Raw genomic sequence first — 15,520 nt, 5'->3', positions numbered from 1 at the left:
TATTGCTAGTCCAGCCTATATGAATGGTGAAATGTCAACAATTAATAATAAGATCAAGCATTTATAAAAATTTAATTGTTTTGCAAACCATTTTCACAATTACGGGGCAAAAAGCACACAATATCCCCTTTTTTTTGCGAGGCACTGACAATTACCCATGCAGATAAATGGACTGACAAAAACAGCTAGCCTCACAAATAGCTCACAGAATTTCAATCTGTTGGAGCATTTGAAACTCAGCGCCCGTTCTTCAATCCAGCCAGCAGCCAGTCTATGATTTTTTGTATGCTTAAAGACGCGGGATTATCCGGCTTGTATTCGAGCACCGGGCGCTCATAGGCGAGCGCTTCCTCGACTTGCGGACTTTCCTGGACGATGAAGGGCACCATGCGCTCACCCAGCCTGTCGGCAATCAGGGCTACCACATCTTGCGCCAGTTGCCGCTGCGAACCCTGGTTAACTATATAGGCAGAACCAATATCTGCCTGGTTCCTGTGCCCATAGGTAGAAATCAATTCTTCCATCTCAGGCAGGGTTGAATATGAAGCCGCATCGGCGAGTACCACCACCAATAAAAAGTCTGCCGCATGGATCGCCTGCTTCAGGTAAACCGAAGGCCCAGGCGGTGTGTCCAGCAATACGATGGCATTGGCAGGCAGTTTTGCAGCCTGCAACTTCTTGCGCAGCCAGGGTTCTTGCTGCTCAAGCACATCTTCAAAACGCATGCGCTGCTTTTCTCCACCATTGCCAAAGGGGACAAAATTCAATCCGAATTGACTCGTGTAGCAGGCATCCATCAACTTGGCGCGTGCCGCCGTCAACAGGCTGACGCCATTGGTCTCGCCTGCCTCAAGGCCACCAAGATGCCATTGCATGGCGTTTTGCGGATCAAGATCAACAATAGTGACAGGAAACCCGCGCTGAGCCAGGCCGACACCCAGATTCGCGGTGATCGTGGTCTTACCGACCCCGCCTTTCGCAGAGACAATGGCAATGACTATCATGTGCGCAAGCCCGGCATGTCAATACATGGAGAGCCACCAGCCATCAGGCAGTGCCCCCTACTGTCAGGCCTTCTATACGCAGGCTAGGCTGGCCAACGCCGACTGGCAGACTCTGCCCTTCCTTGCCACAAACACCAATGCCTGAGTCCAGGCGCAGATCATTGCCTATCATGCTGACATGATTCAATACTTCCGGGCCATTGCCTATCAGGGTAGCGCCCTTGACTGGATAGGTTACTTTGCCGTTTTCTATCATATATGCCTCACTGGCCGAAAATACGAACTTACCGTTCGTTATATCGACCTGACCACCGCCAAAGTTGACAGCGTAGAGACCATTTTTAACAGATGCGAGAATTTCTTCGGGATCTTTGTCACCGGCCAGCATATAAGTGTTGGTCATGCGAGGCATGGGCAAATGGGCAAATGATTCACGGCGGGCATTACCAGTCACCGGCATTTTCATGAGACGCGCATTCATGGTGTCTTGGATATAGCCTTTGAGGATGCCATCTTCTATCAGTGTCGTGCACTGGGTAGGATTGCCCTCATCGTCCATATTCAGGGAACCACGGCGGTTCACCATGGTGCCATCATCCACTACCGTCACTCCTTTGGCTGCGACACGTTCACCTATGCGACCAGAGAAAGTGCTGGAACCCTTGCGGTTAAAGTCCCCCTCCAGACCATGACCTATCGCTTCATGCAACAGTACGCCAGGCCAGCCAGGGCCAAGTACTACGGTCATCGGGCCAGCCGGGGCAGGACGCGCTTCCAGATTCACCAGCGCTGATTTGACGGCTTCGTCTGCATATTGCTCCAGCAATACATCAGTGAAATACGAATAATCATAACGGCCACCACCACCACTGGTACCCACTTCACGGCGACCATTTTGTTCAGCAATGACCGTCAGTGAAACACGCACAAGAGGGCGGATGTCGCCAGCAATCACACCGTCACTGCGTGCCACCAGCACCACATCATATTCACCGGCCATGCTGGCCATGACCTGCACTATGCGCGGGTCTTTTGCTCTGGCGATTTTCTCGATTTTTTCCAGCAACTGGACTTTTTGATTGGCGTCCATGGAATGAAGGGGATCATCACGCAAATACAGTGAGCGGTTATCCAGACCTTTGAGACTGGATGCCACCTGGATTTTGCCAGTACCCTGACGGGCGATAGTACGGGTTGCCCTGGCAGCATCGGACAGGGCTTGCTCGGATATTTCATCAGAGTAAGAAAATGCGGTTTTATCGCCAGAAACGGCACGTACACCCACACCCTGGTCGATAGAAAAACTGCCAGTCTTGACTATGCCCTCTTCCAGGCTCCAGCCTTCGTTGCGGGTGAACTGAAAATACAAATCGGCATAATCGACTTTATGAGTGAACATGCTGCCCAGCACCTTGCTGAGTTTGGCTTCATCAAGGCCAAATGGGGTCAGCAAAATATCGCGTGCGATAGCGAGGTGGCTCATGGCGGGATCAAATGGGGTCATAGAATAAATTATTTACACTGCAATTAAATTAGCGCACATTATTTGCAAAATATTTGCAAAATACTGGCAACATACATGCAAAGCGCTGGCGCACACACTGACATTGTAGAGCATCTGTGGGTTTCTCTGGTCTGCTCACTTCGCTCATTGCCACATTGTCCCCCGCATTAGTTTCATAACTTGCGATGACGCAATGCCGGCAAACTTTCGCGTATGCTGGCAATCAGGCTTTCATCAATGTCCCCACTGACAATACCCTCGCCCTCTTCCAGTACATTCAAGACCTTGCCCCAAGGGTCGATCAGCATGCTATGCCCCCAGGTACGGCGGCCATTCACATGCTTGCCGCCCTGGCCACAAGCCAGCACATAACACTGGTTTTCTATCGCGCGGGCACGTAACAGTATTTCCCAGTGCGCCTGGCCGGTCGTATAGGTAAATGCAGCAGGCACAACGATCAGAGAGCTGGTTCCCAGCGCACGGAATAATTCAGGGAAACGCAAGTCATAGCAGATAGACAGCGCCACCTTGCCAAAACCTGCATCAAAACTGCTGACCTGGTTACCGGCGACGATAGTGCGCGCCTCTTCATACGACTCTTCACCCTTGCTGAATCCAAATAAATGAATTTTGTCGTAGCGCGTAATCTGCTGGCCTTGAGGGTCATAGACCAGGGTCGTATTCAAGACCTTGCCAGGTTCGGCGGCCTGCAGAGGGATGGTGCCACCGATGAGCCAGACACCAAGAGTACCCGCCATTTCGGCCATCATGGCTTGCATGGGCCCCTGCCCTATAGGCTCGGCGATATCTACCTTATCGGTTTCCTGCAAGCCCATCAGCGGCCAGTATTCAGGCAATAATAATAATTTTGCGCCTGAGGCCGCCGCTTCCTGCAACAGGCGTCTGGCAGTTGCCATGTTCTCTGCCAGCACGGGCGTGGATATCATTTGTATTGCTGCTATCTTCATATCACCCTCTTTTATCAGTATGTTACCGTCACAGAGCAAATGGCTCCATTCCCGCCATACTCAAGGCTTGCTTGCGGCCTTGATCGCCGACGGATTGTCACGGCTTTCAACTTTGGTCACCGTAGGTTCTTTCCATGAACCACTGACCTTGTACTCAAACGTAAATGCCCTGCTCAAAGGTTCTTTCAAAAATAATTGAGCAAGAAAGGTGCCAAGGCCGATGACCGGATTCACTGCAAGACCATAAACGACCGATGCCGTACCCACATTCACCACAGGAATGACGGTCACATGCAGGTCCTGAGCTTCTCTGACCAGATCAGCATTTCCTTCCAGCAACACGGTCGCATTGACACCCAGCATCTTCAGGTTATCGGTTTTTGCCACACCTTGCTGTATATGCGCAATACCTGCGATGGAATCAAAGGCAAAGCCATCAGAAAACACGTCGCGGAAATCTAGTGTCAGGCGGCGCGGCAAGGATTGCAGGCTCAACACGCCCAGCAGTTTCGCGGCCCCTGGATCTACTTTCAAAAATTGCCCACTAGCAAGCACCATTTTGACCTGGCCACTCATGCTGGGTATGTCCATCGCAAAAGGCAGGCCGTTCCATTGCACATCGCCTTCTAATTTACCTTTACCACCACGCAAGACATCGGCAAAACCCAGCCGTTCCAACAGCTTGCCTGAATTTGCAATATCCAGCACATAATTGAGCTGGGTACGCCCATCGCCGCCCTGACTGGCCCATTTACCGGTGGCATAAAAGTCTGCATCAGGATTTCTCAACAGCAGCCTGTTGATCTGCCACTCACGCCCATTACCCTGGCTGACGAGTTGATTAACTGCCTGCAGCTCCAGATGCCCGAGCTTTTTATTGAACAACTCAAAGTTTTCAGCAACGATGTCCAGTCCAGGAATTTGTGTCGTGGTATTTTTTCCTTCCAGCAACTCACTGACATCGGCAGCTGCCGACTGGGGAATGATGAGATTACTCAGGCGTGCCGTAATACTGCTCAGCGCTTGTCCACCTGTTCCTTCATTCCAGGTCAGATAACCGGCAACCTGATTTGAATGTATATTGGCTTGCCAGGTTTTATTTTGACGGGAAACACCAACAATGACATTTTCGAGCTGCTTGCCCATGATATTCAATTGCGGCGTCCTGACAGCGACCGTGCTCGGTTCCAGGTAAGGCGACAAATCAACTTCGGCACTATCCCTTTCTGCACCGGCGGCATTGGCCTGCTGGCTCGCAGACACTGGCGCCATCAGGCGTCGCCACTCGTCTATATTCAGGGACTTGAATTCTATATTGGCATTCAAACCGCTATCCGGCTCTGGTGCGGGTGCATTGACACCTATGCCACCACGCACTACCTGCCATGGACCACTGCCCTGTTTTTGCCGCGAATATCTGGTGTTGATGGAGTTACCAAGACTAACGCGGATTTCATCACGCAAGGTTTGCGCATCCTGGCCTGCCTGTGGCAACAGCTCAAAATGCAAAGGCATGAGCTCTGCACTGGCCTTTTTCAAGGGTGCAGGAAAATTCAGGGAGATGCCCGCCATCGTTGAATCAACGATGATTTCCGGCTGCCGTTTTTTGACATGGATGCTGGCCGTGTAACGGCTGGCACCGCTGACACGATCAGCCATTTTATCGACCATGCTGACGGGGATGATCTTGCGTATGCCATCGGCAGTGACGGTACCATCGAGCCTGACTTTAACGCTGTTATCTTTTTGCGAGCCGCCAGTAATTTGTACCGGGCCGCCAAGCGCCATGCCTCTCAGTGTCCCGAGGTTGACCCCGGTTTCATTGAACTCCAGCTTGCCATTCAAACCTGTTACCTGGGGAATACCAGGTTGTAATACCACGTCGTTATTAGCAAACTGCAAAATACCGAGGACTTTTGACTCTATCAAATGCTGCAAGGGCAATTGCAATTTGAGCTGCAAGGCAGCAGGTGCCGAGGTTTTGGCTTCCTTGAGAAAATGCCCCAGCCAGCCACTGACCGGACTCGCCCCCACATAGGCCAGCATATTTTGCAGACTGCCACTGACCGCGCCATCAATACTCAGGATGGCACCATGCTGCGACAAATCAGGAATAATCGCCTTGACCTTTTTCAGATCGACACCCAGGGTTTTGGCGGTGTCGCCAGTAATCTCCATCCTGGCTTTATCAAACACAAAACCACCTTTAATGTCATCAATGACTGGCCATAGGGGCTTGCCTTCTTCATTCAGTGCGCCGGCAGAAAAATCGAGTTTGGCGCCAGCCAGGCTACCCTTGATCAGGAATTCACCCCTGTGGTTTTTCTTGCCGTCAGCAGTATGGAATGGAAAATGCGCGAGATCACCCCGTATGCGCACGCTGACATCATTGGCCTTGCCTTCCAGTATGGAGTTCAGCAGCCAGTGCCGCAAATGCTCTTCTGCTGCGGCAGGAATGTAACGGTCAAGCTGCTTCAGGTCAAAGCCTGTAATACTACCGGTCAAATCTACCTCGCCCGGCTGGGCATCGGCACCATGACGCATGGACATGATGTGCTTGCCGGACAAAATGGCGCGCATGCCTTCTTGTTGCGCTTCCATTTTATGTATCTGGAAAATCAGTTTGTCCTGCTCAACAAACTGCCACTGCGCATGCATGTTCAGGCTTGAAAACGGCATGAGAGGATCAACAAAATAACTGGACAGACGCAAGGACAGGTTTTTGGAATCCAGCACGAAACTGCCACCCTTGTCATTGGCCTCCAGGCTACCTGACAGGTTTTCAAACCCTGGTATTGCGGGCACAGCCGCTTTTGCCGGGGACGTGGCGGTTTTGGCTCTGGCCAGTTGCGCTGGCTGCGCGGTCATCGACAAATCGATGAACTGCCCTTTCACACTATAAGACGACACATCAGGATAAGTACCCTGCCATTTGGCAGTGAAGTCACGGAGTTGCCCCTTGGGTGCAAAGTCCAGCATCATCTGCCTTTGGTCGTTTGGCAAAGGCAGGTGCTCGGCAAAATTGGCCAGTGTCTGTAAATCCAAAGTTTTGGCGTATAACTCGACCTTTTCAGGCTGGCCCTTGTCACCGGGGGTAAATGTTTCCTTGATGGTGGTGGCAGGTAATTGCAGGCCTTCGCGGGTGCGCATGGAAAAATTGATGAGCGAGACACTATGACCAGCCTTGCCCATCAGGGCCGCCAGGAACTTGTGTGTCGAAGTCTGGGTTTCGCTGGCGACGAGGCGACCACTGACCAGGGCCATGTCCAGCTCAGGCAGATCAGCACGGAACTTGCCTAACACGTCCGCCAGGCTAAGGTCTGCAGTCAGGTCTGCCAGCCTGCCCTTGTCCAGATGCAGCCAGGCACGTACTGAGCCATAGGCTTTCTTGACATCGGCGGGATAGTCTATATAGGCCTTTAATGCAGCCAGGTCAGTACGGCGCAGATCGGCGTACAGATCGCCGGTCCATAAAGAAAAATCTGAAATCTTTTTGGCAAAAACCGGGTGCTGGAAATCGCCTCGTATATCCAAAGGCGCAGAAAGGCTGGTATCAGGCGTTGCCTTAAGGGCAAACCTGTGATTGCGCCACTGGTTTTGCAAGAGGAAATTCACATCCGGCAATTTCAGCTCTGCCGCATTACGCAGTTTATCTGTCCAGCGCACAGACCCCTTGCGTATCAATACTTCATGCTGAGCCAGCACCCAGTCCAGGCCCTGCCCCTTGCTTTCAGCAGCAGGATCGATATGAAAACCGCCGACATAAATTTTACCGTCCGCGTCCCTCTGTATATCAAGAGAAGGCTGATTGATGACGATACGCTCAAAACGCAAATCGGCAACTGCGAGTGTCCACCAGGACATGGTTGCCGACACTTCGGGCAAAACCAGCGCGGCACCACCCTGCTTGTCACGCAGCACGACATTTTCCAGCGTCAGTTGTGGATTGAGGCCCTGCCAGGAAGCGCGCAGACTTGCAATCTGCAATTGCCGTCCGAGAGAGTTTGAAATCGCCTGTTCTATATCAGGCTTATACCTGTCTACATTGGGCAATACGACATAGCGCAATACCAGCACCAGTATGCAAAACAGGAAATACAATGCCAATATCAGCCTGAGCGTGAAGCGCAGGCTTTTATCGCAAGTCCGCCAGGTAAAGCGACAGAACCGCCAAAAATGACCCGGCTCGTCGTCCTTGACTGCGGTGTTAGCAATGTTCTCTTGATCTGCTTGTGTCATTGCTAATGTTTAATTTGTTTGTAAGTAAAACTTGCGCAAAAACCATGCGCTTGCAAATGAGCAAGCTCCATTACCCTTGCGCAAATCCTCACATGCCGGGAAATATCAGCAAAACAAGCCCGGAATTTTTAACATGCTGTAATTAAATAAACAGCATTCATTATCAATTAAATAACTCCCGCAACAATCAAGCTTAACCCACTCTGGCACTTGACATCAATTTTATACTCCCAAGGAGTATAAAATTAATTACTGCTGCTTGCATAGTCCTGGCAGCCAATACCACCCTGCCCGACTCTTATCGCTTAAAATCAATCACAACACTGACCATATCTGTCCATTTCAGCTTTATTACAACCCTATTATGACCGCAAGCACCAGCATGAACGCCGAAATTCTCCAGGCCTCCCGCTTTTTCATTCATTGCATGGAAGCAGATACCAGCCGAAATGAGCAGTTACAGCAAGTTTCTGAATTATCCTTGAGCCCGGCCCATTTTGCGCAGTTTTTACAAAAAGAAATATACGCAGGTGCCACTCTTAACAAAGCCATGCGCCGTCTGCGCAAGCTGGTGGTCTGCACCCTGATCAAGCGCGACCTCTGTGGGCAGGCAGACCTCAATGAAGTGATTACGACAATCAGCCTGTTTGCGGATTTTGTCGTACAACAGCATCTGCAAGCCCTTAATACCGAAATGCAAGCCATGCATGGTATTCCCATAGGGGAAGAAAGTGGCACGCAACAAGCGATGATCGTGCTGGGCATGGGCAAACTGGGTGGCTATGAGCTCAACGTCTCTTCTGATATAGATTTGATTTTTTGCTATGCCGAAGACGGCGAAACACAAACCACAGACTCCAACCAGCGCAGTCTGTCAAATCACGAGTACTTCAGCCGCCTTGGTAAAAAACTCATCGCTGCCATTTCTGAAGTGACAGAAGATGGTTATAGCTTCCGTGTCGATATGGCCCTGCGCCCGAATGGCGCATCTGGCCCGCTGGTCGCCAGCTTCAATATGATAGAAGAGTATTTCCTGATACAGGGGCGAGAATGGGAGCGTTATGCCTGGGTCAAGGCCAGGGCAATGACGGGCAATGCCGAAGACATCGCTGCGCTGGAAAAAATCATCCGCCCTTTCGTCTATCGTCGTTATCTTGATTATGGCGCGATTGACTCCTTGCGTTCCATGCATGCCCAGATCCGGGCGGAAGTCGTGCGCCAGGAAACCAAACATCCAGAGCGCAGCAATAACGTCAAGCTTGGGCGTGGAGGCATACGGGAAGTAGAATTTCTGGCACAGGTTTTCCAATTGATACGCGGTGGCCGTGATGCCAGCTTGCGTGAACGCTCCACCCGCCTGACTTTGCAGACCCTGGCAGAAAAAGGCATTCTGGATGCGCCCATCATAGAAAAACTGCTGGACTCCTACACCTTTTTGCGCAATCTCGAACATAGACTGCAATATCTGGATGATGCTCAGACCCATACCTTCCCGGCCAGAGATGAGGATCAGTTGAGGATTGCGCAGATGATGGGTTGCGCCAGCGTGACAGAATTGCTGGACCTGTTGCGCCCTCACCGTGAATTCATCGCCGATCAGTTTGATGCGATCTTCCGCGACAAGGCAGAGAACAATAGCGAAAATGAACAAGGCATGCTGGCAGTCAGCCTGTCTAGCCCTGACAGTGACGAATTAATCGCTGCCCATTTGGCAGGTCTGGAATTTTCAGCACAGGATGCGGCAGCGTTCAGCCAAAGACTGCAGGCCACCTGGCAATCACCGAAAGTGCAATCCCTGTCTGAAGCCAGCCGCATGAAACTGGTGGCACTGGTCAATAATGCCCTCAACATTATCGCCAGACAAAGCAGTAACCAATTACTGGCCTGGAACCGCCTGCTCGACTTCATGGAAGCCATCGCCCGCCGCGCGGCTTATCTCGCACTGCTAACTGAATACCCGCATGCTTTGGCAAGGGTGATACGCATGATGGGCGCGTCTGACTGGGCAGCCAAGTTCCTGACCCGCCATCCTCTGCTGCTGGATGAATTGCTGGATGAGTCTTCACTGCATCAGCGCCCGGACTGGTCAGTGTTCCGCCAGGATTTGCAACAGCATCTGGCGCAGCATGCCGGCGACACTGAAAGGCAAATGGAAACCCTGCGTGAAATGCACCATGCCATGCAATTTCGCTTGCTGGCGCAAGATCTGGAAGGCCAGCTAAGCGTAGAACATCTGGCCGATGAACTCTCACAACTGGCCGACATTATCGTTGAAGCCGTCTTGCAATCTGCCTGGCAAACTATTGCTACCAGGCATAAAGCCGAGCCAAGCTTTGCGGTCATCGCCTATGGCAAACAAGGTGGCAAAGAGCTGGGTTATGCATCCGATCTCGACGTAATCTTTTTGTATGAAGATGAAGACCAGGAGGCTCCCGCCAACTATGCCAAGCTGGCGCAGCGCTTCATTACCTGGATGACCAGTCACACACCGGCAGGCATCTTATTCGATATTGATATCGCCTTGCGTCCTGATGGAGCCAGTGGCTTGCTGGTGTCCTCAGTGTCTTCCTTTGCCCGTTACCAGGAAAAATCCGCCTGGCTATGGGAGCATCAGGCACTGACACGTTCCCGCTTTTGCGCCGGCGATGCCAGCATAGGTGCGCAGTTTGAGCAGATACGCGAACAAGTCCTGCGCCAGCATAGAGATATAGAGAAGTTGCGTACTGAAGTCATCGGCATGCGTAAAAAAATGCATGATGCCAACGTCAATCGCAGCGACCTGTTTGATCTCAAACAGGATGCGGGTGGCATGATAGATATAGAATTCATCGTGCAATTTTTGGTATTGAAATATGCAAACCAGTATCCTGAATTGACCGCTAACAAAGGCAATATCGCCTTATTAAAACGTTGCGGAGAGTTAGGCCTAATCGATTTGCAACTGGCTAATCAGGTATCAGATGCTTATCGCTTATTCCGTAAATTGCAGCATGGCATACGGCTGCAGGGTGAAGACCGCGCCAGGGTGGAAGGCGAAAGAGCCAGCAAAGAAGCGGGTGCGACCAAAGCTTTATGGGATAGCCTGTTCGCTTAATCCAGCAGAACGAAAAAATGCCGCTCAGTTTATATTCTGAGCGACATTTTTTTAAGCAATTTTCATAAGGTGGATAAAGATATCCTCTTATTTTCTGCTAGCGACGTGAACCAACAACTTCCACGGTCACACGACGGTTTTTGGAGCGCCCTTCACTCGTCTTGTTATCTGCAATCGGCTGGGTTTCACCCTTACCTTCGGTATAGACGCGTGTTGCATCAATCCCTTTGCTAACCAGATAGGCTTTTACTGCTTCAGCACGACGGATGGATAATTTCTGATTATATGCATCACTGCCTATAGAATCAGTGTTACCAACGGTAATCATCACTTCGGTATTCATGCCCTGCAGCTTATTCAACAAATCATCCAGTGCCTGCTTGCCTAGTGGTTTGACGACGGATTTATCAAAGTCAAACAAGGCTTCTGCACTGAAAGTGATTTTTTCAGACACAGGCTGCGGCCTTGGTGGCGGTGGCGGATTTTGCGCAACAGTGACGGGTATAGGATCTTGTTGCATCACAGGTACTGGTGACGCTACGTAGGCTACCGGTCTGGCATAAGCTGGCTTGCCAAACTTATAGACGAGGCTGACAGAATAAAAATCCACGTCGCCACGATTATGTACCGCATCATTGATGCGGTATCTTTCTGCCTCACCACGCATTGCCAATGCTTGCGTAAATTTATATTCCAGGCCAACACCAACTTTTGGATTCAGCTTTTTCTCGGTGGGATTGGGATCTGTTATCGAGAACAAGCGGTTGCCACTGAAGTGCGCGTCAGCTCTGGTGTAATTTGCACCTACACGTCCAAGCAATGAAAATCGCTCAGACAATGGCAATTGCCCCACCAAATCCAGATTAAAACCGCGAAAGCCTACTTCACCATTGATAGCTCCTGGCGGTGTGGTCGTTGCATTGAATCCAAATTTGCCAAGGTCAAAGTAACCTGCTTCTATGGCAAAGTATCGATTTATTTGCTTGCCCATAAACAGCTTGAAGGCGGTATCACGCTCGTTTGATCCGAATGTCACAGAACTTGCACCATTGTCCATGAGGCTGCGTACTATTCTGTCTTTATCGATGCTGGTGTTTGCACGTCCGGCACCCACACCTAGATACCACGCATTATCTGCCCATTCCTGGTTGGTCCATGGTTCATCTGCTTGTGCCAGTTGAGTGGCAAGTAGTGCGCAAGCGAACAAGTTAAGTGTGAATAATTTTTTTGGCAGCGCCATAATTTTCTCCTGATGAATTTGCCGAATTTATTGAATGACTTATTGGATGATTTATTGAAAGAGTTCATCGGGAACTCTTTCAGATATCCATGTGTGTTTAACGTGCAATCACATTATTTTTAAGCGTCACAGCACTGCCCGACAATACCCGGCCGTTTTGCAAGGTCGCCGTATCCCCCATCGTGATGGCTGCAGATTGCCCCATGATAGTTCCCTTGAACACGCTGTTTGCGCCAAGAGTTGTTGCGGATACAGGTACCCAGAAGACGCTGGCCGCTGATGCACCACCATTTAAGGCAACGATGGAGTTCGCAGTCGTATTTAAAGTAGAACTGCTACGAAACAGATAGAGGCCAGGACCATTCATCGTAAAAGTACCGGTAATAGTAATGGCACCTGCATAGCAATACACACCAGGTGTAAATGTCTGCCCGCCCAGATCAACGCCGCTCGCCGAATTAACAGTGCAGGTGCGGTTATTCGCATCAGCAACGGCAACTTGCAGGTCGGCCAATGCTGTGTTTAATATGGCACCAGATTTGTAATTGCTAAAACCTGCTGCCTGCACCGGATCAACTATCTGCGATGGCGCGCCTACATCACCACTCACCAAGGTAATGCCACCAGAATTATTGGTGATTGATGCACCAGCCAAGACGGCAAAGCTGGCCGCACTACCAAGATTGATACTTGCCAGTGGTGCAGCTGTCACGGTAAAACTGGTACTTGCTGTCTGCGCACCTTGCGTCGCCGTGATATTTGTCACACCTGCTGCAAGTGCCGTAGCTTGTCCATTGGATGAGATACTAGCGACACTACTTACACCTGAATTCCAGCTTACCGTGCTGCTGATGTTATTGCTTGTGCCGTTTGAGTAAGTGCCGGTCGCCGTAAATTGCTGCAATGATCCAACAGGTACTGAGCCATTGACTGGCGCAAGCGTGATACCCGTAAGCGTGACTGCAGGTGTTACCGTCAAACTGGCACTACCCAGCTTGCCAGCAAAACTGGCAGTAATGGCGGCAGTACCACCGGACAAGCCATTGGCAACACCTGTCGCCGACACCGAAGCAACTGCAGCGTTAGCAGAAGACCAGGTGACAGAATTGCTGATGTTAAGGATGCTGCCATCTGCAAAGCTACCCGTAGCGACCAGACTCTGTGCGCCATTGACAGCTATGCTTGGCGAGGCTGGGGTCACTGCGATGGAATTTAAAGTTGCGACGGGCAACACATTAATCGTTACTGAAGTAGATTTAGTGCCAGATATCGCCACAACAGGTGTAGTACCAGGAGAGACTGCAGTCACCAGCCCACTTGCATTTACCGTTGCAATCGTACTTGCACCAGAACTCCAAGTGATGGTGTTTGTAATATTGGCGGTGCTGCCATCCGAGTAATTACCTGTTGCCACCAGATTCTGTGTAGCGCCAACAAGCAAACTCGCTGGTGGTGCGGCAATCGAAATCGAAGTCAGGGCCGGGCTGGATACAACTGTGAGTGTGGCTGTCGCAGATTTAGCATTGAGGCTTGCAGTGATCACCGATGTACCTGCCGTCACACCCGTTGCTACACCGGTCGACAATATGCTTGCAACTGAGCTACTGCCAGAACTCCAGGTAACCAAATTCGTCACATTGACATTGCTGGCGTCAGAGTAAGTACCAATCGCTACGAATGCCTGGGTAGAACCTATTGCCAGATTTGCAGTGACGGGGGTGATCGCAATAGAGTTCAAAGTAACAGCGGGTACCACAGTCAATGCGGCAGAACCTGTTTTACCACCCAGCGTTGCTGTGATAAGCGCAGGGCCGGTAGCCACAGCAGTAGCAAGACCATTTGGCAAGACCGTTGCAACTAAAGGTGAGCTCGTCGCCCAGGTCACACCATTGCTGATGTTTGCTGTAGTTCCGTCAGAATAACCGCCACTGGCGACAAATTGCTGGGTACTGCCAACCGCAACATTAGCATTAGGTGGTATCACGGTAATAGTGAGCAACACAGCAGAGCTGACGTTGATGGTCGTTGTCGTACTCATGCCATTAAACGTCGCTGTAATGACAGAGGAGCCAGTAGCAATTGCAGTCACCAGACCATTACTGGCTGTGACAGTCGAGACTGTTGCATTGGCAGGTGTGGCAGAACTGAAGCTGGTCGTCGCTGTAACATTCACGCTGCTACCATCTGAATATTTAGCCGTAGAAGTCAGCTGTTGCGTCGTACCTACTTGCATAGTCGGATTAGCTGGCGTCAAAGCAATGGAGAGCAAGCTTGCCGGTGTCACGGTCAGCAAGGTCGATGCCGTCCTTGCACCTGACGCTGCTGTAATGACGCTTGAACCGACTGCGACACCCGTCGCCAATCCAGTGCTGCTGATCGTGGCCGATGCAGGCGTGGCTGACGTAAAGCTGGAGATCGCTGTAATGTCACTGGTGGTGCCATCAGAGTAAGTTCCCATCGCTGAAAATTGCTGCTTGCCACCAACAGCTAAAGAAGGATTTGCCGGAAGCAGGTTGATCGATTGCAGGGATGCAGGCGACACTGTCACGGTCGCAGAGGCAAGTTTGCCACCGAAGCTGGCGGTGATAATCGCCGATCCACTCACCAGACCTTTGGCAACACCAGTGTCACTGACGACACTGGCTATCGCAGGGCTGCCAGAACTCCACACGGAAGCCGTCGTGACATCACGGGAAACACCGTCGGCAAAGGTTGCTGTAGCCACAAATTGTTGCATACCACCACTTGCTACTGTGGAAGTAGCTGGGGTGACGGTGAGTGTAGAAAGAGTGGTTGATGGCAATCCCAAAATCGGATCGCGGCCCTGGTCACCACCGCCGCAACCGGCAAGAAATGATGTGATGAGCATTGCAGAGACGCACGCAAGCGGCCTCAGGTAGCGCTGTAGGATGTTCATTTTTGCCTTTTTTTTCAGATGAAACCGGTGCCGAGTAATTTCGGTGTGGCCGCAATACGGTGCTTCTTTCATATTTCAGAAAGCGACCTTGAGGTGAAATGAATAACCAGGATTAATTTCATTGGTTTCATTGATTTCACATGGGGGAGGCAGTCTTTATCCGTCCAGCTTTGACAGATTGACCAGGCAATTTCTGCTTGAGTAAGGTATCAAGCATCCCTTATCTCTCTTTTTACGGACGCTATCTGTGCGATAGCGCACTCATAAGCTATTGAATTTTTAATTGCATTTTTAAACAACAGTTATGAGCATTTTCGATTCTGGAATGATGCTCTGATGATGATACTTTCTTACGCGCATCAAATAAAAAAAGCCGCCGGGGAATTTTCCCAGGCGGCTTTGCATGTTGAGGAATTCAGGCTCAGGCCATAAACCGCGCCAGATACTCAGGCGAATTAATAAACTGCCCGATCAGCGTCACCACATCGGTACCCGATTGCGCCAGCAGTGCATCAAACGTCGCCTGATCCGGCGCATGCCCCAGCAAACCGATG

7 protein-coding genes are annotated in these 15,520 nt (G+C 50.8%); 1 reads left to right on the top strand and 6 read right to left on the bottom strand.

What is annotated here, in order from left to right; genetic code table 11:
* Positions 1 to 236 precede the first annotated feature (236 nt).
* From bcsQ to ACO0LI_RS10085, 4 genes are all read right to left on the bottom strand, one after another.
* Positions 237 to 1,004, bottom strand: a complete 768-nt coding sequence (bcsQ, locus tag ACO0LI_RS10100) for a cellulose biosynthesis protein BcsQ (RefSeq protein ID WP_422953914.1) — start codon at positions 1,002 to 1,004, stop codon at positions 237 to 239.
* 43 nt (positions 1,005 to 1,047) lie between these two features.
* A complete protein-coding gene (gene tldD, locus ACO0LI_RS10095; protein ID WP_423032453.1) occupies positions 1,048 to 2,508 on the bottom strand; it encodes a metalloprotease TldD in 1,461 nt (486 codons plus the stop codon).
* Between the two features lie 173 nt (positions 2,509 to 2,681).
* Complete coding sequence (locus tag ACO0LI_RS10090) at positions 2,682 to 3,476, bottom strand: carbon-nitrogen hydrolase family protein (protein ID WP_423032452.1); 795 nt, start codon at positions 3,474 to 3,476, stop codon at positions 2,682 to 2,684.
* 60 nt (positions 3,477 to 3,536) lie between these two features.
* Positions 3,537 to 7,715 carry a YhdP family protein gene (locus ACO0LI_RS10085; protein ID WP_423032451.1) on the bottom strand — a complete coding sequence of 1,393 codons (4,179 nt, stop codon included), beginning with the start codon at positions 7,713 to 7,715 and terminating at the stop codon, positions 3,537 to 3,539.
* Positions 7,716 to 8,079: 364 nt separating this feature from the next.
* Between ACO0LI_RS10085 and glnE the strand changes: the two genes are divergently transcribed.
* Positions 8,080 to 10,809, top strand: a complete 2,730-nt coding sequence (gene glnE, locus ACO0LI_RS10080) for a bifunctional [glutamate--ammonia ligase]-adenylyl-L-tyrosine phosphorylase/[glutamate--ammonia-ligase] adenylyltransferase (protein ID WP_423032450.1) — start codon at positions 8,080 to 8,082, stop codon at positions 10,807 to 10,809.
* A 97-nt stretch (positions 10,810 to 10,906) separates the two neighbouring features.
* Here glnE and ACO0LI_RS10075 read toward each other — a convergent pair whose 3' ends face one another.
* Together ACO0LI_RS10075 and ACO0LI_RS10070 are read right to left on the bottom strand one after the other, a co-directional pair.
* Positions 10,907 to 12,049 (bottom strand): OmpA family protein, encoded by a 1,143-nt coding sequence (locus tag ACO0LI_RS10075; RefSeq protein WP_423032449.1) that lies wholly within the window; start codon positions 12,047 to 12,049, stop codon positions 10,907 to 10,909.
* A 97-nt stretch (positions 12,050 to 12,146) separates the two neighbouring features.
* Entirely contained in the window at positions 12,147 to 14,918 is a 2,772-nt protein-coding gene (locus ACO0LI_RS10070) for a beta strand repeat-containing protein (RefSeq protein ID WP_423032448.1), read from the bottom strand.
* Positions 14,919 to 15,520: the final 602 nt, after the last annotated feature.

Origin of the sequence: Undibacterium sp. Tian12W, from assembly GCF_049339405.1 — a bacterium.
Classification (GTDB): Bacteria; Pseudomonadota; Gammaproteobacteria; order Burkholderiales; family Burkholderiaceae_D; genus Undibacterium.
Note: the sequence above shows the minus strand (reverse complement) of the source record. Positions and strands in the feature narration are given on the sequence as shown.